A 14,521-nucleotide genomic window follows, 5' to 3' on the forward strand; every position below is an offset into this window, starting at 1 on the left:
CCGACATGATCAAGCGTATTGCGCAAACCGCAGGTTTTACCGGGCTTCTGGCCGCCCTGCTCCTCACCCTGCTGCAAAGCTTCTGGGTCTCGCCGCTGATTCTTCAAGCGGAAACTTTCGAAAAATCCGAACCCGTCGCCGTGCATGAACACGCCGAAGGCGCCATGGCCGGCCATACCCACGATGCCGAAGCCTGGGAGCCGGAGCCCGGCTGGCAGCGCGTGGTTTCGACCACCGGTGGCAATCTGGTCGTCGCCGTCGGTTTCGCCCTGATGCTCGCCGGTCTCTACACCCTCCGTGCGCCCACCAAAACTTCGCAAGGCCTGCTCTGGGGTCTGGCCGGTTACGCCACGTTCGTCCTCGCGCCGACTTTAGGTCTGCCACCAGAACTGCCGGGCACCGCGGCGGCTGATCTGGCTTCGCGACAGATGTGGTGGATCGGCACGGCCGCGTCGACCGCTGTCGGCCTGTCGTTGATCGCGTTCAGCCGTCACTGGCTGATGAAAGTTCTCGGTGTGGCGATCCTCGCCGTGCCGCACGTGATCGGCGCGCCGCAGCCGGAAGTGCATTCGATGCTCGCTCCTGAAGCATTGGAAGCGCAGTTCAAAATCGCTTCGCAGCTGACCAACGTCGCGTTCTGGCTGGCCCTTGGCCTGATCAGCGCCTGGTTGTTCCGCCGCAAAAGCGATGGCCAATACCACGCATGACGAATGACAGCGCAGCGCCGACCTTCGTGGTCGGCCTGGGTTGCCAGCGCGGCTGCCCCGTCAGCACGCTGCGCGCGTTACTTGATCAGGCGTTACAGGCGCATCGCATTGAGTTGCAGGCGATCAAGGCCTTGGCCAGCATCGACCTGAAGCGCGACGAGCCCGGTTTGCAAGAGCTCGCCGCGCAACTGGCGCTGCCGCTGCTGTACTTCAGCAGCGAAGAACTGGCCAGTTATCAGGAACGCCTCAGCCACCGTTCCGAGATTGCTTACGAACGCACCGGTTGCTACGGCGTCGCCGAAAGTGCCGCGCTGGCCCTCGCCGAACAGTTGATTCAGGCACCGGCAAAGCTGCTGATTTCCCGACAAAAATACGCCCAGGCCACCTTCGCATTGGCCGGCGCCGCGTAAATTCCCGATAATCCCCGCCATCGATCATGAGCAATCTTCATCTGAAGTGTTGGACATGCCCCTTTTTCACAGGATTTAGCGATGACCGTCTACTTCATCGGCGCCGGCCCCGGCGACCCGGAACTGATCACAGTCAAAGGCCAGCGGCTGATTCGCAGCTGTCCGGTGATCATTTATGCAGGCTCGCTGGTACCGGCGGCAGTGCTGGACGGTCATCAGGCTGAAACAGTGGTCAACAGCGCCGAATTGCATCTGGAACAGATCATCGAACTGATCAAAACCGCGCACGCGAACGGTCAGGATGTGGCGCGGGTGCATTCCGGCGATCCGAGTCTGTATGGCGCGATTGGTGAGCAGATTCGTTATCTGCGCGAGCTGAATATTCCGTTTGAGATCGTTCCCGGCGTGACGGCGACGGCGGCGTGTGCGGCGTTGCTGGGGGCGGAACTGACCCTGCCGGATGTCTCGCAAAGCGTGATTCTGACCCGCTATGCGGATAAAACCGCGATGCCGGTGGGTGAGGAGCTGGGCAGTCTGGCACAGCATGGGGCGACCATGGCGATTCATCTGGGCGTTAATCATTTGCCGAAGATTCTGCTGGAGTTGCTGCCGCATTACGGCGCGGATTGCCCGATTGCGGTGATCCACCGGGCGACGTGGCCGGATCAGGATTGGGTGGTCGGGACGCTGGCGGACATTGCCGAGAAGGTTGAAGCGAAAGGGTTTCGGCGCACGGCGTTGATTCTGGTGGGTCGGGTGTTGGGGAGTGAGGTGTTTAGCGAGTCATCGTTATATCGCGCGGGGCATGCACACCTTTACAGGCCCTGAAAGCAAAAGATCGCAGCCTTCGGCAGCTCCTACAGGGAAATACATTCCAATGTAGGAGCTGCCGAAGGCTGCGATCTTTTGATCTTGTGGCACCAGACAAATGCATTCATCACGGGAACATGCATTGCCTGGTTTATGACGGCTTCGCAGCGAACACCTTACTCAGTAGTAGGCGTTTTCTTTCTGCGTGTGGTCGGTCACGTCACGAACGCCTTTCAGCTCCGGAATGCGCTCAAGCAAAGTGCGCTCGATGCCTTCCTTCAACGTTACGTCCGCCTGGCCGCAGCCCTGGCAGCCGCCGCCGAATTGCAGAACGGCGATGCCGTCTTCAACCACATCGATCAGGCTGACCTGACCGCCGTGGCTAGCGAGCCCCGGGTTGATTTCGGTTTGCAGGTAGTAGTTGATGCGCTCGTTGACCGGACTGTCGGCGTTAACCATCGGCACTTTGGCGTTTGGCGCCTTGATGGTCAGTTGGCCACCCATGCGGTCGGTGGCGTAGTCGACAACAGCGTCGTCGAGAAACGCTTCGCTGAAGTGATCAATGTAAGCGGTGAAGCTTTTCAGCCCCAGCGCGGTGTCTTCAGGTTTTTCTTCGCACGGCTTGCAGTAGGCAATGCAGGTTTCGGCGTACTGGGTGCCAGGCTGGGTGATGAAGACGCGGATGCCGATGCCCGGGGTGTTCTGCTTGGAGAGCAGATCAGCCAGGTAATCGTGGGCGGCGTCGGTAATGGTAATAGCGGTCATGGAAACTCCTCGCAGGCTTGGGCGCAGTTTACGCCAATCGTTGCGCCGGACAAAGTCCTAGTATTTTTGTCGGGAAAGATTCTCGTCGGGCTCGCCATCGACCCGCGCTTTGAGCCAACGGTAACTGCGTTTTTCCACCCATTCGTAGCTCAGCCACGAACCAACGCCGATCGCCAGCGCACAGACGACGAACATCAGATACGGGTTGATTCCGTAACGACGCGCGAGAAAACCGCCCGCCGAGAGCACCAGCACGTGCATCAAGTACACCGAATACGAGCAGTCACCGAGCAATTTCAGCAACCGGCTGCGCTCGACATAACGCTCCAGCGCCATGCACGACATCACCAGCACCGCACTCGGCACGCCCCAATTGAGCAGCCGTGGCGCCGGCGCCAAGTGATAAATCGCCAGCAACGCCGCGACAATCCCGGCCAGCGGCAGCCATAAACCGGCGCCGATCCAGCCGCGACGATGGAGCATGCCAATGCCAATCCCCAGCAGAAACTCGTAAACGATGTCCGAACGATAAAATTCGCTGATCCAGCCAAACCCCGTCCACGCCTGACTCACCGCAAACAGCAGCGCGGCGACCACCAGCAGACGCACCTGCAAGCGAAACAGCAGCGCCCAGGCAAACAGCACGTAGAAGAGCATTTCGTAATTCAGCGTCCAGCCGACATTGAGCGTCGGGTAGATTCCGTAGCCACCGGGGTTTTCAGTCGGGATGAACAGCAGCGACAGTAGAAAATGCCCCCAATCCACGGTTTGATCGGGCAGCAACGGCTGGGCGAACACCACCAACAACGCCATTAGCGCCGTGTACAGCCAATACGCGGGGACGATGCGAAACAGGCGATAGAGCAGAAACCGCGCGGGCGGCAGCGGCTTATTTTCGGTGGAAAGGAAGATCACCAGACCACTGATGACAAAGAACACATCGACGCCCACCGCGCCTTTGTCGATGAACCACTGCCCAATCGGCCCGCGCGCTTCGAAGTCGAAGAAAATCTGCATGAAGTGGTGGCAGACCACCGTCCACGCAGCCAGCGCACGCAGGGCTTGCACTGAAATCAACATCACCCGCTCCCGTCTACACCCTCAAATCCACCACTACCCCAACGTCATCCGAACACTTCGATATGGCGCTGAACTCATGTAGGAGCTGCGGCACGCTGCGATCATTTGATTTTCAAGATCAAAAGATCGCAGCGTTCCGCAGCTCCTACAGAGGAATTTTGTGGTGTTGCTTATGCGTGGGACAGCGGGCAGGCCTCAAAAGATCAAAGATTCTCGTATCGGTTCATATCGAGCACGCCCTCTTCCACCGGTTCGGTTTCGTGCAGATATTGGCTCAGATCATGGAAATAGAACCAGAACTGCGGATGACTGCGACGAATCCCCCAGCGCTCGACGATTTTCTCAAATTGCGCCTGATCCCTGGCACTGTCCATGGCATCGACAAACGCCGGCACCTGATCAGCCGGGATGTTGAAGATGAAATTTGGATAGCTGCTCAGTACGCCGGGATAAATGGTCAACGTGTCCAGCCCCGGCTGATAACGCAGCGATTCTCCGGTGAGGAACGCCACGTTGCTGTGCGCGCGGTTGCGCAGCAGGCTGTAGACCTCGCGTTTGCCGCTGGCCGTTTCGATGCGCAGCATGGTCGCTTCCGGCAACTGATCAATTACCTTCAAACCGGCGGCCGGCCGCGAGGTCAGGCGACTCAGCGCCTGTTCGGCATTTTGCAGCGCCGGGTCGATATTCGGTCGTGAGCAATAGGCGTTGTCGCAACGGTTGATCGGGTCAGGTCGCGCATTCAGATCGCCGTACCGCGCCAGCAACTGCATGGCGAAATCGTATTTCGGATCTTTTTCGTTGAGTTTCAGCGCGGTCGGTGTGTCGTCGTCGATCGACTCGTAATCCAGCCACATCTTGAACTGACCACTGCTCTGGTACCAATCATCGAGGTAATCCTCGCGAGAATCAGCAGGCATCAAGCGCAGAAAGTTCTGCTCGGCGCCGTTGCGGATCAGATCGAAATACAGGCGGGTTTGCGCCTGATGGGAGACGTTGCCGAACACGTCGAAGTTGACCGCCAACTGGTAATAGGTGCGTTCCAGCAGCGGATAGTCGAACAACCACATGGTTTGCGGCACTTCGCCGATCAGGCCTTTGGTCACCGAAGCGCTGTCGAAGTGACGGAAGATGCTCAGCAGTGCGTTGTCGTTGCCGGCCCACAGCGTCGACCAGCTCGGCGCAGGGACTTCGGCATAGCTGTCGCGGCGCAGGGCCTCGTATTCATTCCGTTTGTCGCGGTAGTTGTGCCACAGGGTCAGCACGCTGCCGACGTCGTCGTTCTGCCCCGGCATCGCCAGCAACGGCGTGGCCTGGCCGCGATAGTTCGGGTCGGTGATGTACAGGTCGTGCTCCGGGGCCTGGAACAGCGCCCAGAAGTTGTCGCGGATCACGTCCGTCGCGATCTGCCCACGGCACACCGGGCCGCGAATAAAGGTGCGGACGAAATACTCAGCGTTATCGAGCATGAACTGATAACGCGCCTGTGCCGGAATCGCTTCGAACGTAGCGAATGGATTGGCACGGCTGTTCGGCCCATAACCCGGCAAGGCGTTGACCTGCCAGTTGCCGCTGTAAAACAGGCTTTTCACCCGCGCCATTTTCGCCGCGCTCAGCGGGTAGGTGATGTGGGTTTTGTGCACGATCACCCCTTGAACCGGCCACAAGCGGTAATACACCTGTGTGCCCGGATCGTCGTTCGGGCGGCGGGTGGCGATCAGGTCGATCGGTTGACCCGTCGGCGTGCGCGAACGCACCCACTGGAAGAAATGCCCCGGCTCGCCATCCTTGAAATAAAGGTGCGCGAGGAACAAATGTTCGTAGAGCCAACGGCCGACCAGGCTTTCGCGGGCGCCGGGACTGTTGAGCAAGTTTTCCCACTGAACGATTTGCAGGGATTCCTTGGCGCTCGGCGCCAGGCCTTGTTCGTCAATCGGCGCACCGGAGGCGAGCCAACGCTGCAACGTCTGGTATTGCTGATCGGTCAGGCCAGTCACGGCCAGCGGCATGCCTTCTTTCGGGTGAGCACCGGCGTAGCCTTCAAATTCGGCAGGCATTGCGCATTGATTTGCGCGGTTTAACCCCAGAACAATGTCTTCGGGCAACTTGGCGTTAGGCGTCAGCGGCGTCTTGTGCCCCAGCTCGAGCATACGCGCCATCAGCGCCGCTTGGCTGCCCTGCGCATCGAGTACCGAATAGAAGTCTTTCTGCTGCCAGGCACGTTTGCCGAAGGCGTCGTAAAACAATCGCGTGGTCGGCGCCGCTTTAGTGCGCTCGCCGTCATACACCGGCATTTTGCTCGCGCCACGGGCCGCGCCTTCGCCACTGCCAAGATTGAGCTGGCAGGCGGAGTCGTAGCACGCATGGCAGGCCACGCACTTCTCGGTGAAGATTGGCTGGATATCGCGGGTGTAGGAAATAGATGGAGAAATGGCAGGTGCAGCCGCTGGCTCTTGCGCCACGGCGCCCCAGCTGAGAAACAGCAACACAAAACCCATGACGCGGTAAGACATGCTGCTGATCCCGATTTTATAAAAAAACGCCGCGATTCTACATTATGACGTCCGTACCAACATGAGCGATATTCATGCAAAAGCGCCACATGCTCTAAAACCGCACAGGTTTGTTATGATCCCGCTCCTTCGTAATGGTCTTTCCGAGTAGTCCAAATGTCCGATCGCAGCGTCCGCCTTCAAGCTCTCAAGCAAGCTCTCAAAGAGCGCATCCTGATACTCGACGGCGGCATGGGCACGATGATCCAGAGCTATAAGCTCGAAGAGCAGGACTATCGCGGCAAACGCTTCGCCGACTGGCCGAGCGACGTCAAAGGCAACAACGACCTGTTGGTGCTGACCCGCCCTGACGTGATCGGTGGCATCGAAAAAGCCTATCTGGACGCCGGCGCCGACATTCTCGAAACCAACACCTTCAACGCCACCCGCATTTCCATGGCCGACTACGGCATGGAAGAACTGGCCTACGAGTTAAACGTAGAAGGCGCACGACTGGCGCGCAAGATAGCTGACGCCAAGACTGCCGAAAACCCGGAAAAGCCGCGTTTCGTTGCCGGCGTACTCGGCCCGACCAGCCGCACCTGCTCGCTGTCGCCAGACGTCAACAACCCGGGCTATCGCAACGTCACCTTTGATGAATTGGTGGAAAACTACACCGAAGCCACCAAAGGCCTGATCGAGGGCGGCGCCGACCTGATCCTGATCGAAACCATTTTCGACACCCTCAACGCCAAAGCGGCGATCTTCGCCGTGCAAGGCGTGTTCGAAGAGCTACACCTCGAACTGCCGATCATGATTTCCGGGACCATCACCGATGCGTCTGGCCGCACCCTGTCGGGCCAGACCACTGAAGCGTTCTGGAACTCGGTGGCGCACGCCAAGCCAATTTCCGTCGGCCTCAACTGTGCGCTCGGCGCCAGTGAATTGCGTCCGTATCTGGAAGAGCTGTCGAACAAGGCCAGCACCCACGTTTCCGCGCACCCGAACGCCGGCCTGCCGAACGAATTCGGCGAGTACGACGAACTGCCGTCGGAAACCGCCAAGGTCATCGAAGAATTCGCCCAGAGCGGCTTCCTCAACATCGTCGGCGGCTGCTGCGGCACCACCCCGGGGCACATCGAAGCCATCGCCAAAGCTGTCGCCGGTTACGCACCGCGTCAGATTCCGGACATTCCGAAGGCCTGCCGCCTCTCGGGTCTGGAGCCGTTCACCATCGATCGCAGCTCGCTGTTCGTTAACGTCGGCGAGCGCACCAACATCACTGGCTCGGCGAAATTCGCCCGACTGATCCGTGAAGACAACTACACCGAAGCGCTGGAAGTCGCCCTGCAACAGGTCGAGGCCGGCGCGCAGGTGATCGACATCAACATGGACGAAGGGATGCTAGATTCGAAGAAGGCCATGGTGACCTTCCTCAATCTGATCGCCGGTGAACCGGACATCTCGCGCGTACCGATCATGATCGACTCGTCGAAATGGGAAGTGATCGAAGCCGGTCTGAAGTGCATTCAGGGCAAGGGCATCGTCAACTCGATCAGCATGAAAGAAGGCGTCGAGCAGTTCATCCATCACGCCAAACTGTGCAAGCGCTACGGCGCCGCCGTGGTGGTGATGGCGTACGACTAAGCCGGCCAGGCCGACACCGAAGCGCGCAAGAAAGAAATCTGCAAACGCTCCTACGACATTCTGGTCAACGAAGTCGGCTTCCCGCCGGAAGACATCATCTTCGACCCGAACATCTTCGCCGTCGCCACCGGCATTGAAGAGCACAACAACTACGCGGTCGACTTCATCAACGCCTGTGCCTACATCCGCGACGAGCTGCCGTATGCGCTGACCTCGGGCGGTGTGTCCAACGTGTCGTTCTCGTTCCGTGGCAACAACCCGGTGCGCGAAGCGATTCACTCGGTGTTCCTGCTGTACGCGATCCGCGCGGGCCTGACCATGGGCATCGTCAACGCCGGTCAACTGGAGATCTACGATCAGATCCCGCAAGAGCTGCGCGATGCCGTTGAAGACGTGGTGCTCAACCGCACGCCAAACGGCACCGACGCCCTCCTCGCCATCGCCGACAAGTACAAGGGCGACGGCAGCGTCAAGGAAGCCGAGACCGAAGAGTGGCGTAGCTGGGAGGTCAACAAGCGTCTGGAGCATGCGCTGGTCAAAGGCATCACCACGCACATCGTTGAAGACACCGAAGAATCGCGCCAGTCGTTCGCCCGCCCGATCGAAGTGATCGAAGGCCCGCTGATGTCGGGCATGAACATCGTTGGCGACCTGTTCGGCGCCGGCAAAATGTTCCTCCCGCAAGTGGTGAAATCCGCCCGCGTGATGAAGCAGGCCGTGGCTCACTTGATCCCGTTCATCGAACTGGAAAAAGGCGACAAACCGGAAGCCAAGGGCAAGATCCTCATGGCCACCGTTAAGGGCGACGTGCATGACATCGGCAAGAACATCGTCGGTGTGGTGCTCGGTTGCAACGGCTACGACATCGTCGACCTCGGCGTGATGGTGCCGGCCGAGAAGATTCTGCAGGTGGCCAAAGAGCAGAAGTGCGACATCATCGGCCTCTCTGGTCTGATCACGCCGTCGCTGGATGAAATGGTGCACGTTGCGCGGGAAATGCAGCGTCAGGATTTCCATCTGCCGCTGATGATCGGTGGCGCGACCACGTCCAAAGCGCACACCGCAGTAAAGATCGAGCCGAAGTACAGCAACGATGCCGTGGTTTACGTGACCGACGCTTCCCGCGCGGTGGGCGTGGCGACGCAGTTGCTGTCGAAAGAACTGAAGGCCGGTTTCGTCGAGAAGACCCGTCTGGAATACGTCGATGTACGTGAGCGTACGGCCAACCGCAGCGCCCGCACCGAACGTTTGAGCTACGCAGCGGCCGTCGCCAAGAAGCCGCAGTTTGACTGGGCGACTTATCAGCCCGTTAAACCAACCTTCACCGGCAGCAAGGTTCTGGACAACATCGACCTGAAAGTCCTCGCCGAATACATCGACTGGACGCCGTTCTTTATTTCCTGGGATCTGGCTGGCAAATTCCCGCGCATCCTCGAAGACGAAGTGGTCGGTGAAGCCGCAACTTCGCTGTACAAGGATGCGCAGGAAATGCTCGCCAAACTGATCGACGAGAAGTTGATCAGCGCCCGTGCGGTGTTCGGTTTCTGGCCGGCCAATCAGGTGCATGACGACGACATCGAACTGTACGGCGATGACGGCCAGCCCTTAGCCAAACTGCATCACTTGCGCCAGCAGATCATCAAGACCGACGGCAAACCAAACTTCTCGCTGGCCGACTTCGTTGCGCCGAAGGATAGCGAAGTGACCGACTACGTCGGTGGTTTCATCACCACCGCCGGCATCGGCGCCGAAGAAGTGGCCAAGGCCTATCAGGACGCTGGTGACGACTACAACTCGATCATGGTCAAAGCCCTCGCCGACCGTTTGGCCGAAGCCTGCGCCGAATGGCTGCACCAGCAAGTGCGTAAAGAGCACTGGGGTTATGCCAAGGACGAAACCCTCGACAACGAAGCGCTGATCAAAGAGCAATACAGCGGCATCCGCCCTGCCCCGGGCTACCCGGCCTGCCCGGATCACACCGAGAAAGCCGCGCTGTTCGCCCTGCTCGACCCGGAAGCCGAAGAAATGCGTGCCGGCCGCAGCGGCGTGTTCCTCACCGAACACTACGCAATGTTCCCGGCGGCAGCGGTCAGCGGCTGGTACTTCGCCCATCCGCAGGCGCAGTACTTCGCGGTGGGCAAGGTCGATAAGGATCAGATCGCCAGCTACACCTCGCGCAAAGGTCAGGAACTGAGCGTGACCGAACGCTGGCTGGCGCCGAATCTCGGCTACGACAACTGATCCAGCCCTGACGCAACATCCCCTGTGGGAGCGAGCCTGCTCGCGAATGCGGTCTATCAGCCAACACTTATGTTGAAGCTGATGGCCTCTTCGCGAGCAGGCTCGCTCCCACAGTTCGTTTTGCAGTGATCTCCAAAGGGTTGGTTGGCGCCGAATCTGGGTTACGACAACTAATCCAGCTCGGACGCAACATCCCCTGTGGGAGCGGGCTTGCTCGCGAATGCGGTCGACCAGCCAACATTGATGTTGACTGACATAACGCCTTCGCGAGCAAGCTCGCTCCCACAGTTCGTTTTGCGGTGTTCTCCGGAGGGTTGGCTATGCTTGTCTGACACACACGGCAGACGAGGGATTTATGGACGATCCAGTCGACAACAAACCGCCGACCTTTTGGCAGATGCTGCACAGCGTCATGGCCGCCGCGTTCGGGGTGCAGAGCGGCAAGAATCGGGCAAGGGATTTCACCCATGGCAAGCCCAGCCATTTCGTGGTGCTGGGGATTTTGTTCACGGCGGTGTTCGCGCTGACGTTGTTTGCCATCGTCAAACTGGTGCTGCATTTCGCCGGGGTTTGACGGGGGTCAGCGCATCAGGGTTTGCAGGTTGAACGGGTAACGATAGGAATCCGGTTGCCCCTTGGCGGACAGCTTGCGGAAATGCACGCCGTAGTCCGGAGAGTCGCCCATGGCCAGCATTTGCCGAGCCTGGGGCTTGTCGATCAGTTGCAGCAACGGGATTTGCCGATCGCTGCCGCCGTAGCGGTTCAGGTCCACGCCCTTCTCGTAGTCGTGCAACTCGACCAGCGCCCAGCCGCCCAGCGTGAAATGGCCGCCGACCAACGCGCTCAATCGACCGTCGACGAACGCCTGCAATGCCGCCGGTGAAGTGTTGACCGCACTGAACAACGCATCCTTGCCCGGGACTTTGCCGGTTTCGGCGTAGGCACGCATCGCCCCGAACGCCATTTCATCGTTGGCCGACCACACCAGCGAAACCTTTGGATAGCGGCCGAACAGTTGTTTCGCCTGTTCGTAGGCGCGCTCTTGAGCCCAGCCGCTGTAAACCAGTTGACGCAAACGCACGTGCGGATGCTCGGCCAACGCGCGCTGCATGCCGTGCTCACGCAATTGCGCTGACGGGGTGATTTTCAGTCCGGAGAACGCCAGCATTTCAATCTGCTCACCCGCTGCCACCGGCGGATGCACACGGATCAGCTCCTTCATCATCAAGTAACCGCCCTCCTCGTCGTTCGGCACCAGACTGCCGATCTGATCGCCGCGCTCGCCGACTAACGCCTGTTGATCCGCCGTCAACGCGTTATTGACCATGAACAGCTTCACGCCACTGTTGTGAGCCAGGCGCAGAATTTGCGGCGCAATGTACTGTTCGTTGACGAAAATCAGGTAGTCGGGACGATTCGGCCCTTGCAGCGCGATGCGTGCCTGAGCGAGGGTCAGCTCTGGCTGACGTTGCGAATAGAGGATGTGCAGATCAATGCCGAGGTCGCGGGCGGCGGCCTGCATGAATTGCGAATAGCTGACCCAGAAGGCTTCCTGCGTCGAGCCCGGATTGAGGAACAGCACAGACTCCGCTCGCGCAGCGGTTGACAATAGCGCGCTGAACAGCAGCAAGCCGAGGTGCAAAAACTTCAACATGAGTCATCCGGGCCCAAGAAAAAATGGCCGCGCATTATAGCCCTCGAATCACCGGCTATTGATGCCTGATCCCGTTTTTGTCCGACAATCGTCGCATGCGGGGCCCGGATGAGTCGTTTACTGATGGCTGACCCAGAATACCGCTGTCCCTACTACGAGAATGATCAGGAACAAAATGGCCCACGCATCGACGCTACTGTCGCTTTTTCTTGCCTTGGTCGGATTGCTCATTGCATCGCCTCTTGTCGGTTTTATCGGTGATTGCAGAAAGACTCGACCACAGTTAAGACGATGATTGTCCGCACTACAAATGTGGATTAGTTGACAGTGATTCTCGTTAGGCGTTTTGGTTCTTTACATATACTCAAACATCACTTTTGCGCATAACCCCAAACAGGTATATTGCCCCGGCTCCGTTAGGGAGAGCGCGGCCGTGCGCGCAGAATTGCAGAGGCACAATCGGACTCCAGCAAGCGAAAACGCAGTGCTACTCCGAATGGCCCAAGCCTGAGAACAGGACTTATATGTACGTATACGACGAGTACGATCAGCGGATCATCGAGGACCGCGTCAAGCAGTTCCGTGATCAGACCCGACGCTATCTGGCAGGTGAGCTGAGCGAAGAAGAATTCCGCCCCCTGCGCCTGCAAAATGGCCTCTACATCCAGCGTTTTGCGCCGATGTTGCGTGTGGCGGTGCCTTACGGCCAGCTGACTTCGCGTCAGATGCGCATGATGGCCAAGATTGCCCGCGACTACGACAAGGGCTACGCCCACATCAGTACGCGGCAGAACGTGCAGTTCAACTGGCCGGCGGTGGAAGACATCCCGGACATTCTGGCTGAACTGGCCACCGTGCAGATGCACGCGATCCAGACCAGCGGTAACTGCCTGCGCAACGTCACCACCGACCAGTTCGCCGGTGTCGCCGCCGACGAAGTGATCGATCCGCGCCCATGGTGCGAGATCGTCCGTCAGTGGACGACGTTCCACCCGGAATTCGCCTACCTGCCGCGCAAATTCAAAATCGCCGTCAACGGTTCGACCGCTGACCGCGCCGCCATTGAAGTCCACGACATCGGCCTTGAGCCGGTGCACAACGCCGCTGGCGAACTGGGCTTCCGTGTGCTGGTCGGCGGTGGCCTCGGTCGTACGCCGGTGGTTGGCGCGTTCATCAACGAGTTCCTGCCATGGCAGGATCTGTTGAGCTACCTCGACGCCATTCTGCGTGTGTACAACCGCTACGGCCGTCGCGACAACAAATACAAGGCGCGGATCAAGATCCTCGTCAAGGCACTCACGCCTGAAGTGTTCGCGCAGAAAGTCGATGCGGAAATGGAGCACCTTCGCGGTGGCCAGACCACATTGACCGAAGCCGAGCTGCAGCGTGTGGCCAAGCACTTCGTCGATCCGGACTACAAGGCCCTGGAAAACCAGACCGCTCAGTTGGCCGACCTCGACAAAGAGCATCCGGGTTTCGCCCGCTGGCGCACCCGCAACACCCTGGCGCACAAGAAGCCGGGTTATGTCGCCGTGACCCTGTCGCTGAAACCGACCGGCGTTGCCCCGGGCGACATCACCGACAAGCAGCTCGACGCCGTCGCCGATCTGGCCGACCGCTACAGCTTCGGTCAACTGCGCACCTCCCACGAACAGAACATCATCCTCGCCGACGTTGAGCAGAGCCAGTTGTTCACCCTGTGGGGCGAATTGCGCGAAGGCGGTTTCGCCACGCCGAACATTGGTTTGCTGACCGACATCATCTGCTGCCCTGGCGGTGATTTCTGCTCGCTGGCCAACGCCAAGTCGATCCCGATTGCCGAATCGATCCAGCGCCGTTTCGACGACCTGGATTATCTGTTCGACATCGGTGAGCTGGATCTGAACATCTCCGGTTGCATGAACGCCTGTGGTCACCACCACGTCGGCCACATCGGCATCCTCGGCGTGGACAAGAAAGGCGAAGAGTTCTATCAGGTCTCCCTCGGCGGCAGCGCCAGCCGTGACGCGAGCCTGGGCAAGATCCTCGGCCCGTCCTTCGCTCAGGAAGTCATGCCTGACGTGATCTCGAAGCTGATCGACGTGTACGTTGAACAACGTACCGAAGACGAGCGCTTCATTGACACTTATCAGCGTATTGGCATCGACCTCTTCAAGGAACGCGTCTATGCAGCGAATCATTAAGAACAACGAAGTCGTCGACGAAACCTGGCACTTGCTGCCAAAAGATTTCAACATCGACGAGATCAGCAATTGCGACGACTTGATCGTGCCGTTGCAACTGTGGCGTGAACACAGCCGCATGCTCAAGGCCCGCGACGGCGGCCTGGGTGTCTGGCTGGACGCTGACGAAGAAGCCGAAGAAATCGGTGAAGACGTTGCCGAGTTTCAGGTGATTGCCCTGAACTTCCCGGCGTTCACTGACGGCCGCAACTACTCCAACGCCCGTTTGCTGCGCGACCGTTACGGTTTCAAAGGCGAACTGCGGGCGATTGGCGATGTGCTGCGCGATCAGCTGTTTTACATGCACCGCTGCGGTTTCGACGCCTTCGCTGTGCGCCCGGACAAAGACCCGTACGAAGCCCTTGAAGGTCTCAAGGACTTCTCGGTGACCTATCAGGCTGCCACCGACGAACCGCTGCCGCTGTTCCGTCGCCGCTAACCCGCGTTAGCCGTAACACCCGAATCTGAAACCGGAGCTGATCCGGTTTCAGATTTT

General features: G+C 59.2%; 10 protein-coding genes and 1 pseudogene. 7 read left to right on the plus strand and 4 right to left on the minus strand.

What is annotated here, in order from left to right:
* Positions 1 to 5: 5 nt before the first annotated feature.
* From ACIP66_RS04185 to cobM, 3 genes are all read left to right on the plus strand, one after another.
* A complete protein-coding gene (locus tag ACIP66_RS04185) occupies positions 6 to 707 on the plus strand; it encodes a CbtA family protein (protein WP_159814778.1) in 702 nt (233 codons plus the stop codon).
* A complete protein-coding gene (locus ACIP66_RS04190) occupies positions 704 to 1,117 on the plus strand; it encodes a cobalamin biosynthesis protein (protein ID WP_053120837.1) in 414 nt (137 codons plus the stop codon). The genes ACIP66_RS04185 and ACIP66_RS04190 overlap by 4 nt, the downstream gene beginning before the upstream one ends.
* Before the next feature lie 81 nt (positions 1,118 to 1,198).
* A complete protein-coding gene (gene cobM, locus ACIP66_RS04195) occupies positions 1,199 to 1,945 on the plus strand; it encodes a precorrin-4 C(11)-methyltransferase (RefSeq protein WP_212544509.1) in 747 nt (248 codons plus the stop codon).
* Between the two features lie 162 nt (positions 1,946 to 2,107).
* Here the strand turns inward: cobM and nfuA are convergent, their stop codons facing one another.
* The 3 genes from nfuA to ACIP66_RS04210 form a co-directional block, all read right to left on the minus strand.
* Complete coding sequence (nfuA, locus tag ACIP66_RS04200; protein ID WP_400645711.1) at positions 2,108 to 2,692, minus strand: Fe-S biogenesis protein NfuA; 585 nt, start codon at positions 2,690 to 2,692, stop codon at positions 2,108 to 2,110.
* Positions 2,693 to 2,749: 57 nt separating this feature from the next.
* Positions 2,750 to 3,772 carry an acyltransferase family protein gene (locus ACIP66_RS04205; protein WP_400645714.1) on the minus strand — a complete coding sequence of 341 codons (1,023 nt, stop codon included), beginning with the start codon at positions 3,770 to 3,772 and terminating at the stop codon, positions 2,750 to 2,752.
* A 203-nt stretch (positions 3,773 to 3,975) separates the two neighbouring features.
* Positions 3,976 to 6,282 carry a fatty acid cis/trans isomerase gene (locus tag ACIP66_RS04210; RefSeq protein ID WP_400645717.1) on the minus strand — a complete coding sequence of 769 codons (2,307 nt, stop codon included), beginning with the start codon at positions 6,280 to 6,282 and terminating at the stop codon, positions 3,976 to 3,978.
* 156 nt (positions 6,283 to 6,438) lie between these two features.
* Here ACIP66_RS04210 and metH point away from each other — a divergent pair.
* A pseudogene (metH, locus tag ACIP66_RS04215) lies at positions 6,439 to 10,149 on the plus strand (methionine synthase).
* A 355-nt stretch (positions 10,150 to 10,504) separates the two neighbouring features.
* Positions 10,505 to 10,723, plus strand: a complete 219-nt coding sequence (locus ACIP66_RS04220) for a DUF2970 domain-containing protein (protein WP_008080467.1) — start codon at positions 10,505 to 10,507, stop codon at positions 10,721 to 10,723.
* 6 nt (positions 10,724 to 10,729) lie between these two features.
* Here ACIP66_RS04220 and ACIP66_RS04225 read toward each other — a convergent pair whose 3' ends face one another.
* A complete protein-coding gene (locus ACIP66_RS04225) occupies positions 10,730 to 11,803 on the minus strand; it encodes an ABC transporter substrate-binding protein (protein WP_400645720.1) in 1,074 nt (357 codons plus the stop codon).
* Between the two features lie 524 nt (positions 11,804 to 12,327).
* Between ACIP66_RS04225 and ACIP66_RS04230 the strand changes: the two genes are divergently transcribed.
* Both ACIP66_RS04230 and ACIP66_RS04235 read left to right on the plus strand, forming a co-directional pair.
* Positions 12,328 to 13,986: a nitrite/sulfite reductase gene (locus tag ACIP66_RS04230; RefSeq protein ID WP_053120848.1), complete on the plus strand. Its 1,659-nt coding sequence runs from the start codon at positions 12,328 to 12,330 to the stop codon at positions 13,984 to 13,986.
* Complete coding sequence (locus ACIP66_RS04235; protein WP_008080464.1) at positions 13,970 to 14,464, plus strand: DUF934 domain-containing protein; 495 nt, start codon at positions 13,970 to 13,972, stop codon at positions 14,462 to 14,464. Before ACIP66_RS04230 ends, ACIP66_RS04235 begins: the two co-directional genes overlap by 17 nt.
* Positions 14,465 to 14,521 lie beyond the last annotated feature (57 nt).

Origin of the sequence: Pseudomonas sp. NPDC088429 (genome assembly GCF_044753305.1) — a bacterium.
In the GTDB taxonomy this organism is placed as follows: Bacteria; Pseudomonadota; Gammaproteobacteria; order Pseudomonadales; family Pseudomonadaceae; genus Aquipseudomonas; species Aquipseudomonas rustica.

Excerpts from the sequence above, each read along its gene's own strand:
- ACIP66_RS04210 (WP_400645717.1), bottom strand. The coding sequence starts at position 6,282 with ATGTCTTACCGCGTCATGGGTTTTGTGTTGCTGTTTCTCAGCTGGGGC.
- ACIP66_RS04225 (WP_400645720.1), bottom strand. The coding sequence starts at position 11,803 with ATGTTGAAGTTTTTGCACCTCGGCTTGCTGCTGTTCAGCGCGCTATTG.
- nfuA (WP_400645711.1), bottom strand. The coding sequence starts at position 2,692 with ATGACCGCTATTACCATTACCGACGCCGCCCACGATTACCTGGCTGAT.
- ACIP66_RS04235 (WP_008080464.1), top strand. The coding sequence starts at position 13,970 with ATGCAGCGAATCATTAAGAACAACGAAGTCGTCGACGAAACCTGGCAC.
- ACIP66_RS04190 (WP_053120837.1), top strand. The coding sequence starts at position 704 with ATGACGAATGACAGCGCAGCGCCGACCTTCGTGGTCGGCCTGGGTTGC.
- cobM (WP_212544509.1), top strand. The coding sequence starts at position 1,199 with ATGACCGTCTACTTCATCGGCGCCGGCCCCGGCGACCCGGAACTGATC.
- ACIP66_RS04185 (WP_159814778.1), top strand. The coding sequence starts at position 6 with ATGATCAAGCGTATTGCGCAAACCGCAGGTTTTACCGGGCTTCTGGCC.
- ACIP66_RS04205 (WP_400645714.1), bottom strand. The coding sequence starts at position 3,772 with ATGTTGATTTCAGTGCAAGCCCTGCGTGCGCTGGCTGCGTGGACGGTG.
- ACIP66_RS04220 (WP_008080467.1), top strand. The coding sequence starts at position 10,505 with ATGGACGATCCAGTCGACAACAAACCGCCGACCTTTTGGCAGATGCTG.
- ACIP66_RS04230 (WP_053120848.1), top strand. The coding sequence starts at position 12,328 with ATGTACGTATACGACGAGTACGATCAGCGGATCATCGAGGACCGCGTC.